Annotated in this window: 23 protein-coding genes; 16 read left to right on the forward strand and 7 right to left on the reverse strand. The window is 71.0% G+C overall.

The window, feature by feature from the left end; translation table 11 throughout:
• Positions 1 to 14: 14 nt before the first annotated feature.
• The 8 genes from AB0C75_RS15500 to AB0C75_RS15535 all read left to right on the forward strand — a co-directional run bounded on the left by AB0C75_RS15500 (position 15) and on the right by AB0C75_RS15535 (position 8196).
• Positions 15 to 1373, forward strand: coding sequence for a wax ester/triacylglycerol synthase family O-acyltransferase (locus AB0C75_RS15500; protein WP_362890920.1), 1359 nt, complete (start codon positions 15 to 17; stop codon positions 1371 to 1373).
• A 94-nt stretch (positions 1374 to 1467) separates the two neighbouring features.
• Positions 1468 to 2436, forward strand: a complete 969-nt coding sequence (locus AB0C75_RS15505) for an aldo/keto reductase (protein WP_362890922.1) — start codon at positions 1468 to 1470, stop codon at positions 2434 to 2436.
• 1 nt (position 2437) lies between these two features.
• Positions 2438 to 3298, forward strand: coding sequence for an amidohydrolase family protein (locus AB0C75_RS15510; RefSeq protein WP_362890924.1), 861 nt, complete (start codon positions 2438 to 2440; stop codon positions 3296 to 3298).
• Between the two features lie 54 nt (positions 3299 to 3352).
• Positions 3353 to 4213: a DNA-formamidopyrimidine glycosylase family protein gene (locus tag AB0C75_RS15515; protein WP_362890926.1), complete on the forward strand. Its 861-nt coding sequence runs from the start codon at positions 3353 to 3355 to the stop codon at positions 4211 to 4213.
• A gap of 61 nt (positions 4214 to 4274) precedes the next feature.
• Complete coding sequence (locus tag AB0C75_RS15520; RefSeq protein WP_362890928.1) at positions 4275 to 5027, forward strand: LytTR family DNA-binding domain-containing protein; 753 nt, start codon at positions 4275 to 4277, stop codon at positions 5025 to 5027.
• A 99-nt stretch (positions 5028 to 5126) separates the two neighbouring features.
• On the forward strand, positions 5127 to 5489 hold the full coding sequence (locus AB0C75_RS15525) for a hypothetical protein (protein ID WP_362890931.1): 363 nt from the start codon (positions 5127 to 5129) through the stop codon (positions 5487 to 5489).
• Complete coding sequence (locus tag AB0C75_RS15530; RefSeq protein ID WP_362890933.1) at positions 5486 to 6976, forward strand: cation acetate symporter; 1491 nt, start codon at positions 5486 to 5488, stop codon at positions 6974 to 6976. The genes AB0C75_RS15525 and AB0C75_RS15530 overlap by 4 nt, the downstream gene beginning before the upstream one ends.
• The gene (locus AB0C75_RS15535; protein WP_362890935.1) at positions 6973 to 8196 is read left to right on the forward strand and encodes a histidine kinase; all 1224 of its coding nucleotides are present in this window, start codon (positions 6973 to 6975) and stop codon (positions 8194 to 8196) included. Before AB0C75_RS15530 ends, AB0C75_RS15535 begins: the two co-directional genes overlap by 4 nt.
• Before the next feature lie 19 nt (positions 8197 to 8215).
• Here AB0C75_RS15535 and AB0C75_RS15540 read toward each other — a convergent pair whose 3' ends face one another.
• Positions 8216 to 8749, reverse strand: coding sequence for a hypothetical protein (locus AB0C75_RS15540; RefSeq protein WP_362890937.1), 534 nt, complete (start codon positions 8747 to 8749; stop codon positions 8216 to 8218).
• Between the two features lie 111 nt (positions 8750 to 8860).
• On the opposite strand from AB0C75_RS15540, the gene AB0C75_RS15545 reads away from it, so the two are divergent.
• Complete coding sequence (locus tag AB0C75_RS15545) at positions 8861 to 9058, forward strand: zf-HC2 domain-containing protein (protein ID WP_362890939.1); 198 nt, start codon at positions 8861 to 8863, stop codon at positions 9056 to 9058.
• Here the strand turns inward: AB0C75_RS15545 and AB0C75_RS15550 are convergent.
• Complete coding sequence (locus tag AB0C75_RS15550; RefSeq protein WP_362890941.1) at positions 8992 to 9561, reverse strand: sigma-70 family RNA polymerase sigma factor; 570 nt, start codon at positions 9559 to 9561, stop codon at positions 8992 to 8994. The genes AB0C75_RS15545 and AB0C75_RS15550 overlap by 67 nt on opposite strands.
• Positions 9562 to 9818: 257 nt before the next feature.
• Between AB0C75_RS15550 and AB0C75_RS15555 the strand changes: the two genes are divergently transcribed.
• Positions 9819 to 11042, forward strand: a complete 1224-nt coding sequence (locus tag AB0C75_RS15555) for a CapA family protein (protein ID WP_362890943.1) — start codon at positions 9819 to 9821, stop codon at positions 11040 to 11042.
• Between the two features lie 12 nt (positions 11043 to 11054).
• On the opposite strand, the gene AB0C75_RS15560 is transcribed toward AB0C75_RS15555, so the two are convergent.
• Complete coding sequence (locus AB0C75_RS15560) at positions 11055 to 11516, reverse strand: universal stress protein (RefSeq protein WP_362890945.1); 462 nt, start codon at positions 11514 to 11516, stop codon at positions 11055 to 11057.
• A 154-nt stretch (positions 11517 to 11670) separates the two neighbouring features.
• On the opposite strand from AB0C75_RS15560, the gene AB0C75_RS15565 reads away from it, so the two are divergent.
• Positions 11671 to 12516 carry a polysaccharide deacetylase family protein gene (locus AB0C75_RS15565; RefSeq protein WP_362890947.1) on the forward strand — a complete coding sequence of 282 codons (846 nt, stop codon included), beginning with the start codon at positions 11671 to 11673 and terminating at the stop codon, positions 12514 to 12516.
• Positions 12517 to 12534: 18 nt separating this feature from the next.
• Here AB0C75_RS15565 and AB0C75_RS15570 read toward each other — a convergent pair whose 3' ends face one another.
• The gene (locus AB0C75_RS15570; RefSeq protein ID WP_362890949.1) at positions 12535 to 13197 is read right to left on the reverse strand and encodes a class F sortase; all 663 of its coding nucleotides are present in this window, start codon (positions 13195 to 13197) and stop codon (positions 12535 to 12537) included.
• A gap of 320 nt (positions 13198 to 13517) precedes the next feature.
• On the opposite strand from AB0C75_RS15570, the gene AB0C75_RS15575 reads away from it, so the two are divergent.
• Positions 13518 to 14156, forward strand: coding sequence for a hypothetical protein (locus AB0C75_RS15575; protein WP_362890951.1), 639 nt, complete (start codon positions 13518 to 13520; stop codon positions 14154 to 14156).
• A 98-nt stretch (positions 14157 to 14254) separates the two neighbouring features.
• On the opposite strand, the gene AB0C75_RS15580 is transcribed toward AB0C75_RS15575, so the two are convergent.
• Positions 14255 to 14803, reverse strand: a complete 549-nt coding sequence (locus AB0C75_RS15580) for a hypothetical protein (RefSeq protein ID WP_362890953.1) — start codon at positions 14801 to 14803, stop codon at positions 14255 to 14257.
• A gap of 183 nt (positions 14804 to 14986) precedes the next feature.
• On the reverse strand, positions 14987 to 15754 hold the full coding sequence (locus tag AB0C75_RS15585; RefSeq protein WP_362890955.1) for a DUF4239 domain-containing protein: 768 nt from the start codon (positions 15752 to 15754) through the stop codon (positions 14987 to 14989).
• Positions 15755 to 15946: 192 nt separating this feature from the next.
• Between AB0C75_RS15585 and AB0C75_RS15590 the strand changes: the two genes are divergently transcribed.
• The 3 genes from AB0C75_RS15590 (at position 15947) to AB0C75_RS15600 (ending at position 19740) form a co-directional block, all read left to right on the forward strand.
• Positions 15947 to 16138, forward strand: coding sequence for a hypothetical protein (locus tag AB0C75_RS15590; protein WP_362891209.1), 192 nt, complete (start codon positions 15947 to 15949; stop codon positions 16136 to 16138).
• A 612-nt stretch (positions 16139 to 16750) separates the two neighbouring features.
• A complete protein-coding gene (locus tag AB0C75_RS15595; RefSeq protein ID WP_362890957.1) occupies positions 16751 to 17569 on the forward strand; it encodes an SAM-dependent methyltransferase in 819 nt (272 codons plus the stop codon).
• Entirely contained in the window at positions 17566 to 19740 is a 2175-nt protein-coding gene (locus AB0C75_RS15600; RefSeq protein ID WP_362890959.1) for an EAL domain-containing protein, read from the forward strand. Before AB0C75_RS15595 ends, AB0C75_RS15600 begins: the two co-directional genes overlap by 4 nt.
• Positions 19741 to 19750: 10 nt before the next feature.
• Here the strand turns inward: AB0C75_RS15600 and AB0C75_RS15605 are convergent, their stop codons facing one another.
• A complete protein-coding gene (locus AB0C75_RS15605; RefSeq protein ID WP_362891200.1) occupies positions 19751 to 20686 on the reverse strand; it encodes a LysR substrate-binding domain-containing protein in 936 nt (311 codons plus the stop codon).
• A 95-nt stretch (positions 20687 to 20781) separates the two neighbouring features.
• On the opposite strand from AB0C75_RS15605, the gene AB0C75_RS15610 reads away from it, so the two are divergent.
• A complete protein-coding gene (locus tag AB0C75_RS15610) occupies positions 20782 to 21486 on the forward strand; it encodes a succinate dehydrogenase (RefSeq protein ID WP_362890961.1) in 705 nt (234 codons plus the stop codon).
• Position 21487 lies beyond the last annotated feature (1 nt).

A 21487-nucleotide genomic window follows, 5' to 3' on the forward strand; every position in this document is an offset into this window, starting at 1 on the left:
GACGCGAGGCCCCGTTGAGTACCGAGCTCCTGGCACCCCTTGATCTGGCTTTCTGGCACCTCGAATCAGACGCCCACCCGATGCACCTCGGTGCGCTCGCCGTCTTCGACCCGGTACCCGGCGTGGCCCCGCAGGACCTGCTGGAGCTGCTCGGAGCCCGCGCCGCCGCGATTCCCCGGCTGCGGATGCGCGTGCGCGACGTCCTGCTGCCCGTCGGCGGTGCGGCCTGGTTCACCGACAAGGACTTCGACGTGCAGCGCCATGTCACACGGGTGGTGCTTCCCGAGGGCGACTTCATGGCGGAGGCGACCCGGCTCGCCGGAGAGCTCATGGAGAGGCCGCTCGGGCGGGGCCTGCCGCCCTGGCAGATGTTCCTCCTCGACAGCCCGGGTGACGGCCCGTTCGCCGTACTCGTCAAGCTGCACCACGCGCTCGCCGACGGGATGCGGGCCGTCGCCATCGGAGCCGGGATCTTCGACCAGATCGCCTCCGCCGGTGCGGGTCGTGGCACGGTGCGCCGCCGGAAGCCCGTGCCGCCCCGCTCCTGGCTGCCCGGACCCTACGAGGCCGCGGGGATGGCGATGGACCGCCTCGGGGAGATGGGCCGGGCGCTGGGGGTCGGGGCATCCGTCGTGCGCGCCAGCCGCCTCGATCTGCGCGCCGGGACGGCGCTGACCGCGCGCTCCAGCGGCACGCGCCGGCTGGCCACCGCCGAGCTGGACGCCGAAACGGTTCAGCGGATCCGGCGCACCGTGGGCGGTACGGCCAACGACGTCCTGCTCGCCGTGGTCGCCGGTGCGCTGCGCCGCTGGATGCTCGAACGCGGCGAGCCGCTCCCCGGCGCCGACCCCCGTGCCCTGGTCCCCGTCTCCCGGCGGCGTCCCGGCGGCGGCGCCACCGGGAACAAGCTCTCCGCGTATCTGCTCGGGCTGCCCGTCGGGGAACCCGACCCGCGGGAACGTCTGCGCCTGGTACGGACGGGCATGGACCGCAACAAGGCGGCGGGACCGCTGCGCGGGGCGGGCGCCGTCGCCGTACTGGCCGACCAGCTGCCCGCGCTGGCCCACCGGTTCGGAGCGCCGCTGGCGGGGAACGCGGCGCGGATGCTCTTCGACATCCTGGTCACCAGCGTGCCCCTGCCCCGCTCGGCGCTCTCGCTCGCCGGATGCCCCCTGCGCGCCCTTTACCCCATGGCACCGCTGGCCCGCGGGCAGTCACTGGCCGTCGCCCTGACGACCTACGGCGGAGGGGTACAGGTCGGACTGGTCGCCGACGGGAAGGCGCTGCCCGATCTGGACCAGTTGGCCCGCGCGGTCCGCGAGGAGCTGAACGACCTGCACACACTCGTCCCCACGGTGCCCGCACCGGCGTGAGCGCCGATACTCCCGACCTGTTGACGCAGCCGATTGATCCGATGAATAGTCCCTCTACGGACCATCAGGGATCACCGGCGAGGGCGGCAGAGGCATGCGGCGCACCAGACTCGGAAGCAGCACGGTCGAGATCACCGAACTCGGCTTCGGCGCGGCGGCCATCGGCAATCTCTTCACCGAGGTCGATCCCGGGCAGGCCGCAGCCGCAGTCGACGCCGCGTGGGACGAGGGCGTCCGCTACTTCGACACCGCACCGCACTACGGCCTCGGACTCTCCGAACGACGCCTGGGCGAGGCCCTGCGCGACCGGCCCCGGGACGCCTACACGGTGTCCACGAAAGCGGGCCGCCTGCTCGACCCGCTGACCCCCCGACGGGCGGCGGGCCTGCACGGACTGTCCGACGGATATGCCGTACCGCACACCCACAGGCGCCGCTGGGACTTCAGCGCCGACGGCATCCGCCGCAGCGTCGAGGACAGCCTCGAACGCCTCGGCCTCGACCGGGTCGACATCGTCCATCTGCACGACCCCGACGACCACGGGGAAGCGGCGTTCCGCGAGGGCTACCCGGCGCTGGAGAGACTCCGCGCCGAGGGCATGGTCGGCGCCATCGGAGCCGGCATGAACCAGACCGCGATGCTCACCCGCTTCCTGCGCGAGACCGACGTGGACGCCGTCCTCTGCGCCGGCCGCTTCACCCTGCTCGACCGGAGCGCCCTCGACACCCTGCTGCCCGAGGCCCTCGCCAGGGGCCGCAGCGTGGTGGTCGGAGGTGTCTTCAACTCCGGGCTGCTCGTCGACCCGCGCCCCGGCGCGATGTACGACTACGCGACGGCCCCCGAGCCCCTCCTGGAGCGGGCCGCACGCATCAGGGCCGTCACCGAAGGACACGGCGTTCCGCTGCGCGCCGCCGCCCTGCACTTCCCGCTGCGCCACCCGGCCGTCGCCGGGGCCCTCGTCGGGATGCGCTCGCCGGACGAGGCGAGGGACGCGGCGGCGCGGCTGCGTACACCGGTACCGGACGCGCTCTGGGACGACCTGCGCGCGGAAGGGCTGCTGTGACATGACACCCCTGCCGGTCATCGACGCCCACCACCACGTGTGGGACCTCTCGGTGCGCGACCAGGACTGGATCACAGGCGAGGAACTCGCCCCCATCCGCCGCACCTTCACCCTCGCCGACCTGGAGCCCGAGGCGCGGGCCGCCGGGGTCGTCGCCACCGTGCTCGTCCAGACGGTCACCGCCGCCGACGAGACACCCGAACTCCTCGCGCTCGCCGAGCGCAGCACACTCGTCGCGGGTGTCGTCGGCTGGAGCGACCTCACCGCGCCGGACATCGCCGACACCCTCGCCGCCCTTCGCGGCCTGCCCGGCGGCGGGCGGCTCGTCGGGATCCGCCACCAGGTCCAGGGTGAGGACGACCCGGAGTGGCTGCTGCGCCCCGACGTCCTGCGCGGGCTGCGGGCCGTCGCCGCCGCCGGACTCGTCTACGACCTGATCGTCCTGCCCCACCAACTGCCCGCGGCAGCCCGCGCCGCCGCGCTGCTGCCCGAGCTCACCTTCGTACTCGACCACGCGGGCAAACCGCCCGTGGCCCGGCGCACGACCCATCCATGGGCCGGCCGTCTGCGGGCGCTCGCCGCGCTGCCCAACACCGCCTGCAAGCTCTCCGGCCTGGTCACCGAGGCGGACCCCCGGTCCTGGACCGTGGAGGACCTGCGCCCGTACACGGACATCCTCGTCGAGGCCTTCGGACCCGGCCGGCTGATGTTCGGCTCGGACTGGCCCGTGTGCCGGCTCGCCGCCGGCTACACCGAGGTCCTGGACGCGGCGAGCGAGCTGACCCGCCCGCTCGGCCCTGACGCGCGGCGGGCCGTCTTCGCGGGCACCGCGCAGCGGGTCTACAAGCTGCCCGCCGTCTGAACGGGCTCCGTACACCGGTGGGCACGGACGGGGCTGTTGCGGCAGGCTGGAGTCATGCCCGAACTGCCCGAGGTCGAAGCGCTGCGGGACTTCCTCGACGACCAACTGGTCGGCAAGGAGATCGCCCGCGTCCTGCCGCTCGCGATCAGCGTCCTGAAGACGTACGACCCGCCGCCCACCGCCCTCGAAGGCGCCACCGTGACCTCGGTGGAGCGGCACGGCAAATTCCTCGACATCACGGCCGGGCAGCTCCATCTGCTCATCCACCTCGCGCGGGCCGGCTGGCTCCGGTGGAAGGACAGCTTCCCCGCGACCCCGCCCCGGCCCGGCAAGGGACCGCTCGCCCTGCGGACGGTCCTCACCGGCGGCGACGGCTTCGACCTGACGGAGATGGGCACCACCAAACGCCTGGCCGTCCACCTGGTGCACGATCCGGCCGACGTGCCCGGGGTGGCACGTCTGGGGCCCGATCCGCTGGCTGACTCCTTCGACCGGGAGGCGTTCGCGATGGTGCTCGGCGGGGCGCGCCGGCAGCTCAAGGGTGCCCTGCGCGACCAGTCGCTGATCGCGGGCATCGGCAACGCCTACAGCGACGAGATCCTGCACGTCGCGAAGATGTCACCCTTCAAGCTCACCACGGCACTCGGCGAGAACGACATCACCCATCTGTACAACGCGATGCGCACCACGCTGAAGGACGCGGTCGAACGCTCCCGGGGCGTCGCGGCGGGCCGGCTCAAGGCCGAGAAGAAGAGCAGCATGCGCGTCCACGGCCGCACAGGTCAGCCCTGCCCCGTCTGTGGCGACACCGTGCTTGAGGTCTCGTTCAGCGACTCGTCGCTGCAGTACTGCCCCACCTGTCAGACCGGGGGCAAGCCACTCGCCGACCGACGGCTGTCCCGCCTGCTCAAGTGATCCCGGGGAAAGGCGCCGCGACGCCGCCGCCCAGGCGCCTGACCCCCTAAACTCCGGCCTCATGTTGCGCGTACTCGCCGTCGACGACGAAGAACCCGCCCTGGAGGAACTCCTCTACCTCCTGCGCGCCGATCCCCGCATCCGGAGTGCCGAGGGCGCCACGGGCGCCACCGAGGCGCTGCGCCGGATCGGCAGCGCCGTCGACGCGGGGCCCGAAGACGCCTCGGCGATCGACGTCGTGTTCCTGGACATCCACATGGCGGGGCTCACGGGCCTCGATGTCGCCCAGCTCCTCGCCGGGTTCGCCTCGCCTCCGCTGATCGTCTTCGTCACCGCCCACGAAGGCTTCGCCGTGCACGCCTTCGACCTCAAGGCCGTCGACTACGTACTCAAGCCCGTCCGCCGCGAGCGTCTGGCCGAGGCCGTCCGCCGGGTCGCCGAGCAGGTCGGTGAGCGCTCCGCGTCCCTCCACGACGCGGCCGCCGACCAGGTCGCGGTGGAGCTGGGCGGGGTCATACGCTTCGTAGCGGTCGACGACATCGCGTACGCCGAGGCCCAGGGCGACTACGCCCGGCTGCACACCTCGACCGGGAGCCATCTCGTCCGGATTCCGCTCACCACCCTGGAGGAGCGCTGGCGCAGCAGGGGATTCGTACGCATCCACCGCCGCCACCTCGTGGCGCTGAACCGGATCGACGAACTCAGGCTGGACGCAGGCAGCATGAGCGTCCGCATCGGGACCGCCGAGCTCGCGGTCAGCCGACGTCACACGCGCGCGCTCCGCGACCTCCTGATGCGCCAGACCGGCCGCTGACCTGGCTCGATCTTACGACCTGGTGCGCGATAGAGAGCGGATCAGGTCGTTAGGGCGGCCCTTCCCAGCCCGGCCCTGCGCCGCCTACACTCCGGGCCCATGTCCGCAGAGAGCACGCCCCGGCGCGAAGTGGTCATGGGCGAGCCCCGGCGGGTGCGTCCACTGCCCCGCTACCGTGCCCAGTCGGAGATCGACGAGCAGACCGCGCTCGGCGGTGCCTACGTCCGCTCGCTGATGCGCAGTCAGCTCCGCGCCGGGCTCACCGCCTTCGCCGTACTGGCCCTCGTCGCCGGAACTCTTCCCCTGGTCTTCGAGGCGCTGCACAGCAACGCCCTGGTCTGGGCGGTGCTCGGCTTCGCCACCTATCCGCCGCTCACCCTGACCGCCTGGTGGTACGTGCGCAGGGCCGAGCGCAACGAGCGTGACTTCGCCAGACTCGTGGAAGGCCTCCCCGCACCGTGAGCGCACCCGGCCACCCCGCGGCGGTGGCGGCGGTCGCCCTCGTCGTCCTGGCCACCGTCCTCGTCGGCGGCTTCGGACTGCGGATCTCCCGCACCACCTCCGACTTCTACGTCGCGTCGCGCACCGTACGGCCGAGGCTCAACGCCGCGGCGATCAGCGGCGAGTACCTGTCGGCCGCCTCCTTCCTCGGCATCGCGGGTCTGGTGCTGGTGCACGGTCCCGACATGCTCTGGTATCCGGTCGGCTACACCGCCGGATATCTCGTGCTGCTGGTGTTCGTCGCCGCTCCGCTGCGCCGCTCGGGGGCGTACACCCTTCCCGACTTCGCCGAGGGGCGGCTGGAGTCACGGCAGGTGCGCCGGCTGGTCAGCGTGTTCGTCGTCGGCGCCGGCTGGGTGTACCTGGTGCCGCAGCTCCAGGGTGCGGGACTCACCCTGAAGATCCTCACCGGTGCGCCCGGCTGGCTCGGCGATGTGCTGGTCGCCTCCGTCGTGGTGGTCGCCGTCGCGGCGGGCGGGATGCGCTCGATCACCTTCGTGCAGGTGTTCCAGTACTGGCTGAAGCTGACCGCGCTGCTGGTGCCGGCGATCTTCCTGGTGCTGGCCTGGCAGGGCGACGGACGGCCCCGGGTCAGCTTCGACGAGCAGCTCTCCGTCTTCCGCGCCGACCATCCGCTCTACTCGACGTACGGACTGATCGTGGCGACCTTCCTCGGCACCATGGGCCTGCCCCATGTGGTGGTCCGCTTCTACACCAGCCCCAACGGCCGCGACGCCCGCCGCACCACCGTCGCGGTGCTCGCCCTGGTCGGCCTGTTCTATCTGCTGCCCCCGGTGTACGGGGCCCTCGGCCGCCTGTACGCACCCGAACTCATGCACGGCGGTGACGCCGACGCCGCCGTACTGCTGCTGCCCGCCCGGGTGATCGGCGGCCTCGGCGGTGATCTGCTCGGCGCGCTCCTCGCGGGCGGTGCTTTCGCCGCGTTCCTGTCCACGGCCTCCGGGCTCACCATGGCCGTCGCCGGAGTGATCACCCAGGACGTCCTGCCCTCGCGGGGCGTACGCCAGTTCAGGCTCGCCACCGTCCTGGCCATCGCCGTACCGCTCGCCGGCTCGCTGGTGGTCAGCCGGGTGCCGGTGGCCGACGCCGTCGGCATGGCCTTCGCCGTCTCCGCCTCGTCCTTCTGCCCGTTGCTCGTCCTCGGCATCTGGTGGCGGCGGCTCACCCCGCCGGGCGCCATCGCGGGGCTGCTGCTCGGCGGCGGGTCCGCCCTGCTGTCCGTGGCCATCACCGTCAGCGGAGCGGTGCGCCCGCCGGGCTGGCCGCACGCCCTGCTGGCCTGGCCCGCGGTCTGGTCCGTACCGGTCGGCTTCCTCGCGATGATCCTGGTGTCCCTGGCCACTCCGGGACGGATACCGCCGGGCACCAACGCGGCCATGACCCGCTTCCATCTGCCGGAGGCGCTGACCTCGGGGCGTGTGCGATGACCGCAGCCGGGATCGCCGTCATCACCGTGCTCGCCCTGCTGCTGTTCGGCGCCGGCTTCCTGCTGGGCCGCACCGCCCGTCCCGTACGCACCAGCGATGTGGGTACACCCGTCGAGCACGCCACCTTCGAGACCCTGCACACGGCCTCCCTCGCGGCGCCCCCGCTGCGCGCCGGGCTCACCGAGGAGAGCGCGCGCAGGTCGGCGCGCGGTCTGCGCTCGCTGCTCGGCACCGACGCCCTGTGCCTCACCGACCGCGACCGGGTGCTCGTGTGGGACGGCGAGGGGGACCACCACGGCGAGGACGTGATGCACCAGGTCGAGGGGCTGCTCGCCAGCGGCAGGGACACCGCCTTCCACAGCGACTGCGGCGACCTCGACTGCCCGCTGCGCTGGGCCGTCGCCGTCCCGCTGACGGTCGACCACCGGGTGCTCGGCACCCTCGTCGCCTACGCCCCTCGTGAGTCGGCGGTGCTCGCCAGGGCGGCGGGAGAGGTGGCCCGCTGGGTCTGCGTACAGCTGGAGCTCGCCGAGCTCGACCGCTCCCGTACGCAGCTCATCGAGGCGGAGATCAAGGCGCTGCGAGCGCAGATCTCCCCGCACTTCATCTTCAACTCACTGGCCGCCATCGCTTCGTTCGTCCGCACCGACCCGGAGCGGGCACGTGAACTGCTGCTGGAATTCGCCGACTTCACCCGCTACTCGTTCCGCAGGCACGGGGAGTTCACCACGCTGGCCGATGAGCTCCACTCGATCGACCAGTATCTGGCGCTCGTGCGGGCGCGCTTCGGTGAGCGGCTCTCCGTGACCCTCCAGGTCGCTCCCGAGGTGCTTCCCGTCTCGCTCCCGTTCCTCTGCCTCCAGCCCCTGGTCGAGAACGCCGTCAAACACGGTCTGGAGGGCGCCGTCACCCCGGACAGGCCTCTGGGTGCCGCCCCGGCGGACGCACCGATCCGCATCACGATCAGCGCGCTGGACGCCGGCGCCGAGGCGGAGGTCGTCATCGAGGACGACGGAACCGGGATGGAGCCCGAACGCCTCCGGGAGATCCTGCGCGGTGAGGGCGGCACCTCCACCGGCATAGGGCTGCTCAATGTGGACGAGCGGCTTCGCCAGGTGTACGGGGACGACTACGGCCTCGTCATCGAGACGGGCGTCGGAGCGGGCATGAAGATCACTGTGCGGCTTCCCAAGTACCGTGCGGGCGTCCACGGTTCATGACCGGCCGCCAGGACGCCGCTCAGTACAGATGGACGGCCAGATGGCCCAGCGGCAGCCCCAGCTGCCACGCCGGCGTCCACACCCGTGTCTCGGCCGCCTCGTCACGCGGCGTCTCGTCGTACGTCTCCTCGTCCACCGGCTCCCACGCGGGCGGTCCGATCGCGTCGAGGTCCGCGGCCAGCAGCTCCGTCTCCTCCAGCCACCGCCAGGCGGCACGCGCCAGTGCGAGGTCGGGATCCGGAAGCCGGGCAGGGGTGGTCGGCCGCTCCAGCGCATCGAGGCGTGCGCAGACCCAGCGTCGCCAGGCCGCGCCGTAGGCCGTGAGCAGCCGCAGCTCGTCCACCCTCGCCGCGGGGAGCTCGTCGGCGCCCGCCCCGTCGGAGAGGAAGATCGTCAGCGCGAGCGCGTCGCGCCCCGCGCGGTACTCCAGGGTCGTCGGCTCCATCAGGTCGCCGGTCGCCAGGACCTCGTCCGCGATGTACTCCGAGTACATCCATGCCATCGGCACCAGCAGCCTGCCCCCGCCGGCTCCCTCGTGTTGTTCGGGACGCATCCCGTCTCGCCTCTTCTCTCGACTCGGCACCGGGCTACACGCAGCATTGAACCGGGGACGCGCGCCCCGCGTGGGCAGAAGGGCAGGAACCGTCCGGAGATTCGAGGTGCGATGACCGCCGACCGCGGCGACGACCCGCATGTACGGCAGCTGCTGGGCGCCTATGTACTCGATGCTCTGGAAGCGGACGAGTGCCGGTCGGTCGCCCGGCATCTCCAGAGGTGCGAGGCATGCGCCGAGGACTATGTGGAGGTCGCGGAGGCGGTGTCCCTGCTCGCCCTGCTCAACATGGACGACCTGCTGGAATAACCGGGCAGATTGCGGCTCAGCAGCCGTAGCGCGTAGTACGAGCGCGACTTGACGGTGCCCGCGGGTATGCCGAGCACCTGCGCGGTCTCGCCCACACTGAGCCCCCGGAAGTAGATCTGCACGAGCACCGCCCGGTGTTCGGGGCTGAGCGCGCTCACGGCCTCGCGCACGTCCAGGGCGTGGACCGCCGAGTCCGCGGTGTCGTCCTGGGCGGGGGCGCTCTCCAGCACGGCGTCGCTGACCTCGGCCGGGCGGGCCTGACGTGACCTGCGGGCGTCGATGGCCAGGCGCCGCGCGACGGTGAAGAGCCAGGGGCGCATCGAGTCGTAGGGGGCGTCGAACGCCTCCGGGTGCTGCCAGGCGCGTACGAGCGTCTCCTGCAACAGGTCCTCCGCCCGCTGCCGGTCGCCGAACGTCAGTCCCAGCAGGAAGTGGAACAGCGCGGGCCCGTGCTCCCGCTGGAGCTGGGCGAGGGCCCGCTCATCGGTTGTCGCAGTGGTCATCGTGAACGTCCCTTCCCGAAGAGGCCCCTGACGCCTCGCTCCCGCCTGGCGTATACGAACGCATCGGGGCGTGGGGGAACAGCCGGTGCACCGAGGTGTGCGCCGAGCGGTCGCACGGAGCGGCGAGTGGTGCGGTGAGCGGTCGGCAGAGAGCGATACGGCCGATTCAGGTACTTAGTCGCTTTTGTTCTTGACTCGTCGGTATGAATATATGTGTATTCGGATGGCCGAAATCATCCGAACTGGGAGTCGTGCAGATGACCAAGCGCATCCGACTGGGCGCGGCGGTCGCCGTCGCCGGGCTGCTCGCCACCGCAACGGCCTGCGGCGGCGGACCGTCCTTGACCCCCGGTTTCGCCGGCCGACACCTCGGGGGAGAGCGGGGTGCGGGAGGCGCGGGCGCCGGGGGCGCGCAAGAGTCCCGTGGCTTCACGCTGCTGGCCTCGGGCGACATCCTGCCGCACGACTCGATCATCGCCCGGGCCGCAGCGGACGCCGACGGACAGGGCTTCGACTTCCGCCCGATGCTCAAGGGCGCCGCGCCTGCGGTCTCGGGCGCGGATCTCGCCATCTGTCACATGGAGACGGTGTACGGCCAGGCCGGCGGCCCTTACACCGGCTACCCGTCCTTCAAGTCACCGCCCCAGGTGGCGAGCGCGCTGCGCGCCACCGGCTTCGACTCCTGCTCCACCGCCTCCAACCACACCGTGGACGACGGGGCCGAGGGGATCGGACGCACACTCGACGCGCTGGACAGCGCCGGTGTGGCCCACGCCGGATCCGCACGCTCGGCCGACGAGGCGTCCCGCCCCACCCTGCTCAGGGCGGGCAAGGGCAAGGACGCGGCGAAGGTCGCCCATCTCGCCTACACCTACGGCACCAACGACATTCCGCTGCCCGACGGGCAGCCCTGGGCGGTCCGCCTGATCGACGAGGACCGGATCGTCGCGGACGCCCGGGCGGCCCGCAAGGCGGGCGCCGACGTGGTCGTCGTCTCCATGCACTGGGGCACCGAATGGCAGGACGCCCCCGACGAGGACCAGCTCCGGCTCGGCCGCGAACTCACCGCGTCGAGCACCGGCGGCCGCCCCGACATCGACCTGATCATCGGCACCCACGCCCATGTCCCCCAGGCGTACGAGAAGGTCAACGGCACCTGGATCGTCTACGGCATGGGCGACCAGGTCGCCGGATCCATGGTCAACGAGGAGGGGGCGCAGGACCCGCGCGGCAACGAGAGCTCGATGGGCCGCTTCACCTTCGAGCCGCCCGCGAAACCGGGGCAGCGGTGGGCCGTCAAGAAGGCCGAATTCATTCCGCAGTGGTTCGACCCCGAGGCCGGTCGCGTCGTGAGCCTGGACCCCGGGGTGTCAGGCCGGGCGGGGGAGACCGGCGACGGGCTGCGCGAGATCCGCGACCGGATCCACTCCGTCGTCCTCAGCCGCGGCGCGGCCAAGGACGGACTCGTGGCCGGAAAGTGACACCCCGGGCTGTCACGGTACGACGGTGACCGGCCAGCGCCCCGCCTTCACGAGCCGGACAGCCACCGACCCGATGAAGCGGTGCCCGGCGGACTCGGACGCGCCGACGATCACCGCGTCCGCCTTCAGTTCGTCGGACGCCGTCACGAGCCCGTTGTACGGATCCCCGTGGAACGTATGGAACTCCCACCGGACATTCCATATGTCCTTGAGCCGCTCGGCCGATGTCCTGATCTCGGTCACCAACCCCTCGGCGACCTCACTGGTCGTGTCGGCGACCGGAGCTCCCATGGCGGCTCCGGCCGACAGCACTGGCTGGACGTAGACAAGGGCGAGCATGGCGTTCTGCCGACGGGCGAGGCCCGCCGCGTACGCCGCGGCCCGCATCGAGGACTCGGACCCGTCGATGCCCGCGACGATCACCTTGGGGCCGTCCGTGCCACGCTCGAAGCGGTGGTGTTGCTGGTCAGTCACGGCCCCGAGAGTAGCCGCTGCCGGCTGCGGCCCTCCGGGCGCCTCCGGGGAGCCCGGCAGCTCCCCGCCCGAGGGCTCCATCCATCGGGTGCAAAACATGGCATCTCCGGTGTCGGCGGCAGTCGGTGGCGTCGCTCCGTGCGAGCAGTTGGTCATGAAACATGATCAGATTCCGGCGGAACGCCGTACCTTTCTGCGCCTCGCTCTCGCACTGGGGGCCGCCACTGCCGTCCACACGATCGCGGCGGATCCGGCAGGGACGCCCACACGCCCGGGCGGTGAACCACCGGCCCCGGCCGCCGGACCTCCGGCGCACACCCGGGCGAGCCCCGGCGCCTACCGGCTGCGGCCCATGACGGCGATCACGCCGCCCCGCTTCCGGCCGGCCGCGCCGCCCGTGCGCACCCGGCCCTTCGAGGAGCTGCCCGAGCTGGGGAGCGACGCCATGGTGCTCAGCTTCGACGACGGCCCCGACCCCGCGTACACCCCCGACATCCTCGCGACGCTGCGCAGATACGACGTCCGGGCGATGTTCTTCGTCTGCGGGGAGATGGCGGCCGACAACCGTGGCCTGCTCCGGGAGATGGCCGACGACGGGCATGTGGTCGGCAACCACTCCTGGTCGCACCCCCTCATCCCGAAGCTCTCCCGTGGCGCCATCCGCGATGAACTGGGCAGCACCAGCGAGGTGATCGAGAAGACGCTGGGCGTCCCGCCGCTCTGGTACCGGGCTCCGTACGGCGCCTGGAACCGCAATTCCTTCGAGATCGGTGCCGCGATGGGCATGGAACCCATGGCCTGGACCCTCGACACGGCGGACTGGACCACGCCGGGCACCGACACCATCGTCCGCCGGGTCGAGAAGGGCGCGGCGCCCGGCGTCGTGGTGCTGTCGCACGACGCGGGCGGAAACCGGTCCCAGAGCGTGGCCGCACTGCGCCGGTATCTGCCCGCGCTCATCGAGAGGGGCTACCGTCCCACCGTCCCGCACCGCCGCTGACGGAGGGCGCCCGGCCGGCTATCGCGTCTCGACCAGCCGGGCGAAGACCACGACGTTCCCGTCGTAGCCGTTGGCCTTCGAGTACCCCCCGCCGCAGGTGATGACCCGGAGTTCGGCGTGACCGGTGTCGCCGTACACCCGGGGCCCGGGGAAGTCGTTCTTGGCGAAGACCTCGATGCCGTAGATCTCGAACACCGCGACCCGGTTGTCGTAGCGGGACACCTCGATCTGCTGCCCCTTGCCGAGAGAGCCCAGTCCGTAGAAGACCGCGGGACCGGCGAGGTTGTCGACGTGCCCGACCACCACGGAGGTGCCGCGCTCGCCGGGGGAGATGCCGTTCTGGTACCAGCCGGCGAGGTTCGGGTCCTGGGCGGGCGGGGCCTCGATCCAGCCGGCCGGGTCCAGGTTCACGTCGACGACGGGCGCGTCGACGTCGATCGACGGAATCTGGATGCGCTCCGCGGGGGCGTACGCGAGCGGTTGCACCGGGTCGCCGTCGGCCGGGGCGGACGCCGGGGTGTCCCGGGGCCCGGCGACTGAGGCCGCTGCGGCCGGTTGCGGCGGCCCGGGGGACGTCTCCACGCCGTTGCGCATGAGAGCGAGTCCGGTCAGCATCACCAGGGCGATGGCGCCCCACGGTGTGCGTCTGCTCCGCCCGGCGCCCCACTGGTCCCGGCCCATGGTTCTCCCTTCGTCGCGACATCGTCACGCTAGGCGCGGGTCGGAGCGGCGGCGATCAGGGGCGAGCGAACGGGTGGCGGCCGATCGTGCGCCCATGACGACTTCTTCACTTCGGAGTAATGACCGGATAAAACTTCTGACGGTCCGTGACCTGCGGCTCCGTCAGGTTTCGTACGCGGCTGACGGTGTGTCGGATCACCGGGGTGGAGCAGTGCCGAAATGCGACTCCTCCGGTATCTGGTGAGGGTTCGTCATGGGATGCGTTCTCATCGACTCCCGGAGGACAGGACTCCGGGGCGCTTCCCGCTGGAGGTTCAAAGATGCGTGCTTCACGCACTCTCGCGGTGACCGCAACCGCGTTCGCGGCGGTCGGGCTCGCTGCCCCGCTGGCCGCCGCCGGAGGCGGGCCGGGCAGCACCCCGAGCAACGTCCCGACCAATGTCACGGTCAACCCGTCCTCGGTGCACCAGGGCGCCACGATGAAGGTCAGCGCGGAGGGATGCGGCAACTCCGGCGGAAAGGTGTGGTCGAACGCCTTCCCGACGGTGAACCTCTCGCCGGGCCGGGTCGGCTACGCCACCGCGCACATCCGGAACAACGCGACGCCCGGTCAGTACAGCCTGTCCGTGAAGTGCAACGACAGCGACAACAACTTCGGCGGCGGCAACGGTGGCGGCGGCCAGGGTGGCAACGGCGGCCAGGGCGGCAACGGGGACCAGCGCGGCGAGGGCGGTCAGGGCGGCAACGGCGGCCAGGGTGGCCGTGGTGACCAGGGCGACCCGGTCGCGACGGCACGCTTCACCGTGCTTCCTTCGCGGGGCTCGCAGGGCGGCCTCGGCGGCTCGATGGGTCCCAGCTCCGTCGAGACGCAGGTCGGCGGTGGCCTCGTCGCGGCGGCGGCCATCGGTGGAGCGGTCTTCATCGTCCGTCGTCGTCGGATGAACAATGCGGCGATCTGACGCGTCGAACGTCCCGTCCGGCCCGATACGCCCGTCGCCCCGAGTCCTGGATCAGGACCCGGGGCGACTGCCGTCCGCCTGCGTGCGGTGAGGAGCTGTCAGTGCTGACGGTGGGTACGGCGCCTGCGCAGGACGTAGAAGGCACCGGCCGACGCGACCGCCACCAGTGCGGAGCCCGCCGCGATCTCCGCGGGGTCCATCGTGTCGACGCTGCCGCCCAGACCGCCCAGCACACCGCTGGGTGAGGCCGTGGAGCTGGTCGTGGGAGCCGTGGTGGGGCTGCTCGTGGGGGAGCTGGTGGCACCGCTCGTGATGGTCAGATCGGCGGACTTGGTGGCGGTGCCGCAGCGGAAGGTCACCTCGTAGGACGCACCCCGTTTGGCGTCCCAGTCGACCGTGGCCGTGGCCGACTTTCCGCTCGGGATGGTGGCCGTGTCGAACACGCCCGAGAACGCGGTCGCATCGGTGGTGCATCCCGTGGCCCCGAGCGTCACCCGTCCCCCCGGCGCGACGCTCGACGGGGTGATGCTCGGCGTGAACGAGGTGGACGGGCCGCCGCCCAGCACATCGGCCGACGCGGCCGGTGCCATCAGAACACAGGCGGCGGCGCCCAGCAGGGCGACGGGTGCGACACGTATCGCGCGCATGGTGAATCCTCCGGGTCCCGAGGAGCAGCCGCGGAACGGATTTCCGCGAGGCGTGAAAATGCACCTCGATGTTCGAAACCGTAGAAGTGCCGCATTTCACCCGCGATCGGTGTCAGGCGAATGGGGCAGCTTTGTCCCCCGGCCGGCTCACCGGCCGGGGGAGAGCCCCGGGGAGGAGTGCTCCTACCCACCCGTGGCATGCGGGAACAGATGGACGAAGGGAGCGGTGGTCGCCGAGATGCCCCGGCCGAAGGGGGCGTCGAAGTCCCAGATGAGGAAGAGGAGGAAGGCGATCAGCACGCTGAAGAGGCCCGCCAGGAGCAGTTCACGGAAGGTTCTGCGGATCTGGAGCGTGAAGATCAGCCCGACGGTGACCACCGCCCCGGTGATCAGACCGAACCAGACGACCCCCGGCATGGTCGCGCCCGCGTTCTGCGCGCGGGCCGTCCGTGCGTCGTCGACGGCCGCCACCTCGTCCACCAGCGGCTGGTACGCCTCCCCCTCGTGGTCCGTCCGTGGCTCGTACTCCGTCACGTCGGCCCGCACCTGGTCCAGGAGCGTGGTGCCCTCGTCGGTGAGGCGCTGGTGGTCCGTCATCGACTTCCATTCGTCGCCGATGACGTGAGCCACGTACGCGTCGACGTCGGCCCGGATGCGGTCGCGTACCTCGGCCGGATAGACGGCCGAACGTGCGCTCACCTCGTGCAGGGCCTGGGCCTCCAGACGCACCGACTCCTGGGCGGCGCTACGGCCCTCCCATACGCCCGCGATGGCGAGGCCGAGCACGATCGCGTACACCACGCCGATCATCATCGTCATGTACTCGATGACGTCAGGGGTCTCGGACGGGTCGTCGTCCTCCGGGATACGGCGGTTGCTGAGAACGGCGGTGGTCAGGACGACAGCGCATGCCGACGCCATCGCAATGGTCAGAACAAGCCATTCCGACATGGGTTCCCCTCTTCGGTCAGCGGGACGAGCGGGGCCGCAGCACGGCCACGGCGAAAACGGCGGGCGCGGTGATGAGAAGGGTGAGCGTGACCAGTGACGGCCCGGTCCTGGGTTCCTTGCGGGCAGGCCTTCTGTAGGAGGGCAGCGCGACGCGGGCCGGGGCCTCGGGTGTGGGGCGGACGGTAGGCGTAGGTGAGGGAGTGGGCGTCGGGCTGGGCTCGGGCTCGGGTGGTGCGGGAGCAGGAGGGGGCGGCGGTGGAGGTGGTGGGAGCGGCGGAGGTGGTGGTGGAGGCGGCGGTGGTGGTGGAGGCGGAGGTGGTGGTGGTGGTGGTGGTGGTGGAGGCGGCGGTGGTGGCGCAGGCTCCGGCTCGGGCTCCGCGATGACCGCCCCGCACCGCCCCTCGCCCCCCACGGCGACGGACGAGCCGCCGTCCTGGCCGATGGAGGCGACCGCACAGTCGTCCGCGGCCGCCGCCGGCAGGGGGACGGCGAGCAGCAGGAGCAGGGTGGCGGCTGTCAGCCGCCATATGCGTGATCCGTACACGCCCGGGAGCATGTTCCGCCGAACCGCAGGACACGCGGGGCGAGGGGTCGATTCGCCTGATGGAGGGGACATTCGGCAATTCGCGTTTGCGCCCGCCGGAACTCTCCCGGAAGCCCGTTGAACATCCGGGCGCCGGACGCTTCGTACCAATTCACCGGAGAGGCGAGGCCCGGAGCCCAACGGCCGGGACGGCGGCGGCACATGACACCCGGGTCCGCCGGCGCGAAGGCGGACGCACTCCAATTTGCGCTCGTACGACCCTTCGTGATGCCGTTGCGTCGCCGAATGCGCACAGGCAGCGACGGTGAGGCCGCACATGCCTCCGGTGTGTGACCAATAACGGATCTCTAATTTCCGTTTCCACTCGCTCTCTTGGCGGTCGATCAGTAGCCTCTGGTCAACACTGACCATGAACATGGCCGGATCGCCGTGGCGACTTGTTGGAGACATCGATGGAGCGTCCCGCCTGGGCACCGCAAGGCATTGACATCTCGGTGCCGAGCGTGTCTCGCATGTACGACTTCTATCTGGGCGGTTCGCACAATTTCGAGGTGGACAGGGAAGCGGCCCGCAAGGCGATGGAGTTCATGCCGGGCCTGCCCAAGGTCATGCAGGCCAATCGGGCCTTTATGCGGCGAGCCGTGCACTATGCCACCACTTCGGGCGTCAATCAGTTCCTGGACATAGGCTCCGGCATACCGACCTTCGGCAATGTCCACGAAGTCGCCCAGACAGCCGACCCCGAGGCGCGGGTCGTCTACGTCGATCACGACTCGGTCGCCGTCGCACACAGCCAGGCGGTGCTCGAGGGCAACGACCGGGCGGTCATCGCCGCGGCGGATCTGCGCAAGCCCCAGGAGATCCTGGCGAACCCGCAGATCAACGAACTCCTCGACCTGACAAAGCCGGTGGCGCTGCTCCTGGTGGCGGTGCTCCACTTCATCGAGGACGCCGACGACCCGTACGCGGCGGTCGCCGAGCTGCGCGACGCGCTGGCTCCCGGCAGCCTGCTGGTCCTCACCCACGCCTCGTACGAGGGCATTCCGCTCAGTCAGGAGGAGGCGGGCGGGACGGTCGGTGTCTACCGCACCATCCGCAATCCGCTGATCATGCGCTCACCCGCGGAGATCAGCCGCTTCTTCGATGGATACGAGATGGTCGACCCCGGGCTCGTCGCCATGCCCGAGTGGCGACCCGAGTCCTCGGGAACGCTCGCACAGGAAGACCCGTTCGCCTTCTCGGGCTTCGCCGGGGTTGGGCGCAAGGCGTGAGTATTCCCGCCCAGCCGTCAGGCGCGCCGGACTCGGAACCCGACGGTCCCGAGGGCCGGCTCCGGAGATTCGCCACCATCTGGAGCCGGGCGATCTTCCCGTCCACGGCCACCTCCATGTCCCGCGCCGAATTCGAGGAACATCTGCTCCCGCTCGCCCGGGAGCTCAGCGACATCCTGCACACCCGGATCTTCGACGCGACGCCCGCGCACGGCGTCGGAGCCTCGCTGGTCGCCGCGCACTGCACGGATCCCGACGCACTGAGCTCCACGCTCGGTGTCATCGACTCCTACCTGGTCCTCTACTGCGGCGGCAACGGCCCGGTCGAGCTGTCGACCGAGGACAGCCGGGCCAGGTCCGCGCGGATCCAGCACGCCCTGGCCGGCGGGTTCACCCAGGCGCTGCGTGAGCGGACCCTGGCCGAGCAGGAGGCGATCGCCCGCTCGGCGCTCACCGCCCGCTCGGACGCCGAACAGGCGCTGCACGCCACCGAGGCACGCTTCCGCGCCGTCTTCAGGGACGCAGCCATCGGGATCAGCATCGCCGACCTCGAAGGGAACATCCTGGAGATCAACGACACGCTCACCCAGATGTTCGGCGGTCTGGAGAACCACGTCCGCAGCCACAAGGTGAACGAATGGGTGCACCCCGAGGACTCGCCGCACGTATGGAAGTACTACGACGAGCTGGTGCGGGGCGAGCGCGAGCACTACAGCGTCGAGAAGGCGTACTACCGCAACGACGGCACGGTCCTGTGGACCAACCTCACCGTGTCGCTGCTGCGCGACACGGAGGGCAGGCCGGAGTATCAGCTGGCCCTCATGGAGGACACCACCGAGCGGCGGCTGCTCAATCTGCGGCTGCGTTACGAGGCCACCCACGACGCGCTCACGGGGCTGCCCAACCGGACGCTGTTCTTCGAGCGTCTGGAGAAGGCCCTCGCGCCCAGGGAATCCATGCGCTTCGGGCTCTGCTATCTCGACCTGGACGGCTTCAAGGCGATCAACGACAGCCTGGGCCACGCGGCTGGGGACCGTCTCCTGGTCGAAATCGCCGACCGGCTGCAGAGCTGTGCGACCGCTCCCGGCGAGATGGTCGCGCGGCTCGGCGGTGACGAGTTCGTGGCGCTCACGACCGGACCGCGCACCCAGGACGAGGTGCACGAGCTGGCCGGGCGCATCCTCTCGGCACTGGCCACGCCCGTCCGCCTCGACGGGCGGGAGCTGACCGTGCGGGGATCGATCGGCGTCGTCGAGGGTCCGTCGGGCGAACGCACCGCGGCCGAGGTGCTCCGCAGCGCCGACATCACGATGTACCGGGCCAAGGCGGCCGGCGGGAACCGTTTCGCGCTCGCCGACGCCGAGGCCGACGCCCGCGCCATCACCCGGCACGGGCTGACCACGGCGCTGCCGGCGGCCCTGGACCGCGGCGAGTTCTTCATCGAGTACCAGCCGCTGGTGCACCTCGGGGACGGCAGCGTGCACGGTGCCGAGGCGTTGGTGCGCTGGTGCCATCCGCAGCACGGTGTGCTGGGCCCGGACCGGTTCATCCCGCTGGCCGAGCACACCGGGCTCATCATTCCGCTCGGCCGCTGGGTCCTGGAGGAGTCCGTCAAGCAGGCGAACTTCTGGCAGGAACGTCACACCGACGGCGGGCCCCTGCGGATCAACGTCAACCTCTCGCCGACCCAGCTGCACCACCCGAGGCTGGTCGCCGAGATCGTGGACGTGCTGGAGCGCTCCGGCCTGGAGACCGGCGCCCTCTGTCTGGAGGTCACCGAGTCCGCCCTGATCGGGGCGGACGACGACCTGCTCAAGCCGCTGCGCCAGCTGGCGGAGATGGGCGTCGACATCGCGCTCGACGACTTCGGCACCGGCTACTCGAATCTGGCGAACCTGCGCCGGCTGCCGGTGAGCATCCTCAAGCTGGATCGTTCCTTCACCCAGGGAATGCAGCAGCATCCGGCCGACCCGGTCGACCTGAAGATCGTCGAAGGCATCGTGTCGCTCGCCCACAGCCTGGACCTCGCGGTCACGGTGGAGGGGGTCGAGACGGGTGCCCAGGCCGAACAGTTGCGGAAGATCGGCTGCGACACCGCTCAGGGCTGGTACTACGCGCGTCCGGGCGCCCCGGACCGGATCCACTCGCTGCTGCTGGCGGACGCGGTCTGACGCCCCGTCCTCAGCCGCCGCCCGGGCCCGGCCCGCCGGCGGTGGCCGAGGACGCGACGGGCGGCCCCGCGCCCAGGAGCATCCGCTGGAGCTCGCGCGCAGCCCGCGGCGGCTCGACGTCGCTGCGGTGCGCCAGCGCGATGGTGCGCCGCAGACCCGGTGATGCCAGCGGTGTCGTCCGCAGGCCCTGGCCTGCCCGCACGGCGACCATGTGGGGCACGACGGCGATCCCCAGCCCCGCCCGTACGAAGCCGAGCACCGCGTCCATCTCGCCGCCCTCCACCGTGAACGACGGCTCGAAGCCCTCGGCCCGGCACGCGGCGACGGTCAGCTCCCTCAGGTCGTAGCCGTGCCGGAACATCACAAGGGGTTCGTTCTCCAGGTCGGCCACGTGCACGGATCCCCTCCGTCCCGGCGCGGGCCGGGATGCCGACGACACCACCACCAGGTCCTCGTGGAGCAGCTCCACCGTGGTGAGCGCCGGCGAGGCCGCGGGCAGCGGCAGCACGAGCAGTGCGAGATCCAGGGCGCCCCGTGCCAGCTGCCGTACGAGGTCGTGGGAACCGCCCTCCTCGATCAGGAGCTGGATCCCCGGGTGCGTGCCGTGGAAGGCGCGCAGCACCTCGGGCAGCAGGCCCGTGCAGACGCTGGGGGTGGCGCCGAGCCTGATCCGCCCCCGGCGCAGCTGTACGAGTTCCTGCACCTCGTGCCGCGCGGTGTCCGCGTCCGCCAGGATCCTGCGGGCGAGCGGCAGCAGTGCCTCACCCGCGTCGGTCAGCGCGATGTTGCCGCGGGCCCGGCTGAAGAGCTCGGCGCCCAGCTCGTTCTCCAGGGCCTTGATCTGCTGGGAGAGGGAGGGCTGTGACACATGCACCTCCTCGGCGGCCCGGGTGAAGTGCCTGGCCTCGGCCACGGCCACGAAGTAGGCGAGCTGCTGGAAGTGCATACGGCCGAGGATAGCGAAGTCCATAGCTCAGGCCTATGGAGATGAGTCATTTCATGTCTTGGACTGATGATGCCCTTCGGCCTAGCGTCGTGTCCATGGCATTGGCAACGCGGACGGACCGACGGCCGTCCATGACGCGTACGCTCTGGGACTCGTCCGTCGGCAAGAAGACGATCATGGCTGTGAGCGGCCTGATCATGCTCGGTTATCTGGCGGTCCACATGCTGGGCAATCTGAAGATCTTCTTCGGATCCGGCGAGTTCAACCACTACGCGCACTGGCTCAGGACCCTCGGCGAGCCCTTCCTGCACTACGAGTGGGCGCTGTGGATCATCCGCGTGGTGCTCGTCGTGGCCGTCGTCCTGCACGCGGTCTCGGCGTACCAGCTGAGCCGGCGCGACCTCAGGGCACGCCCGACGGCGTACGTCCACAAGAAGGCGCGCTCCAGCTACGCCACGCGCACCATGCGCTACGGCGGCGTCATTCTCGCGCTGTTCATCGTCTGGCACATCCTGGACCTCACGACCGGCACCGTGCACAGCGGATTCCAGCCCGGACACCCCTATCAGAACGTCCTCGACACCTTCTCGACCTGGTACGGCAACGTCATCTACATCGTCGCCGTACTCGCCCTCGGCCTGCACGTCCAGCACGGATTCTGGAGCGCGGCGCAGACCCTCGGCGTGGGCAGCGCGACCCGTGACCGTGTCCTGAAGACCCTCGCCAATGTCTTCGCAGTGGTACTGACGGCGGGTTTCGTCTCCGTGCCCGTCGCCGTGATGACCGGAGTGGTGAGCTGAC

This window comes from Streptomyces sp. NPDC048565 (genome assembly GCF_040650935.1).
In the GTDB taxonomy this organism is placed as follows: Bacteria; Actinomycetota; Actinomycetes; order Streptomycetales; family Streptomycetaceae; genus Streptomyces.

Bases quoted from the DNA above. Each gene is read 5' to 3' on its own strand.
- AB0C75_RS15570 (WP_362890949.1), bottom strand. From the start codon at position 13,197: ATGGGCCGGGACCAGTGGGGCGCCGGGCGGAGCAGACGCACACCGTGG.
- AB0C75_RS15555 (WP_362890943.1), top strand. From the start codon at position 9,819: ATGACCAAGCGCATCCGACTGGGCGCGGCGGTCGCCGTCGCCGGGCTG.
- AB0C75_RS15520 (WP_362890928.1), top strand. From the start codon at position 4,275: ATGTTGCGCGTACTCGCCGTCGACGACGAAGAACCCGCCCTGGAGGAA.
- AB0C75_RS15565 (WP_362890947.1), top strand. From the start codon at position 11,671: ATGAAACATGATCAGATTCCGGCGGAACGCCGTACCTTTCTGCGCCTC.
- AB0C75_RS15505 (WP_362890922.1), top strand. From the start codon at position 1,468: ATGCGGCGCACCAGACTCGGAAGCAGCACGGTCGAGATCACCGAACTC.
- AB0C75_RS15610 (WP_362890961.1), top strand. From the start codon at position 20,782: ATGGCATTGGCAACGCGGACGGACCGACGGCCGTCCATGACGCGTACG.
- AB0C75_RS15595 (WP_362890957.1), top strand. From the start codon at position 16,751: ATGGAGCGTCCCGCCTGGGCACCGCAAGGCATTGACATCTCGGTGCCG.
- AB0C75_RS15540 (WP_362890937.1), bottom strand. From the start codon at position 8,749: ATGCGTCCCGAACAACACGAGGGAGCCGGCGGGGGCAGGCTGCTGGTG.
- AB0C75_RS15545 (WP_362890939.1), top strand. From the start codon at position 8,861: ATGACCGCCGACCGCGGCGACGACCCGCATGTACGGCAGCTGCTGGGC.
- AB0C75_RS15575 (WP_362890951.1), top strand. From the start codon at position 13,518: ATGCGTGCTTCACGCACTCTCGCGGTGACCGCAACCGCGTTCGCGGCG.
- AB0C75_RS15550 (WP_362890941.1), bottom strand. From the start codon at position 9,561: ATGACCACTGCGACAACCGATGAGCGGGCCCTCGCCCAGCTCCAGCGG.
- AB0C75_RS15605 (WP_362891200.1), bottom strand. From the start codon at position 20,686: ATGCACTTCCAGCAGCTCGCCTACTTCGTGGCCGTGGCCGAGGCCAGG.
- AB0C75_RS15510 (WP_362890924.1), top strand. From the start codon at position 2,438: ATGACACCCCTGCCGGTCATCGACGCCCACCACCACGTGTGGGACCTC.
- AB0C75_RS15535 (WP_362890935.1), top strand. From the start codon at position 6,973: ATGACCGCAGCCGGGATCGCCGTCATCACCGTGCTCGCCCTGCTGCTG.
- AB0C75_RS15515 (WP_362890926.1), top strand. From the start codon at position 3,353: ATGCCCGAACTGCCCGAGGTCGAAGCGCTGCGGGACTTCCTCGACGAC.
- AB0C75_RS15525 (WP_362890931.1), top strand. From the start codon at position 5,127: ATGTCCGCAGAGAGCACGCCCCGGCGCGAAGTGGTCATGGGCGAGCCC.
- AB0C75_RS15585 (WP_362890955.1), bottom strand. From the start codon at position 15,754: ATGTCGGAATGGCTTGTTCTGACCATTGCGATGGCGTCGGCATGCGCT.
- AB0C75_RS15580 (WP_362890953.1), bottom strand. From the start codon at position 14,803: ATGCGCGCGATACGTGTCGCACCCGTCGCCCTGCTGGGCGCCGCCGCC.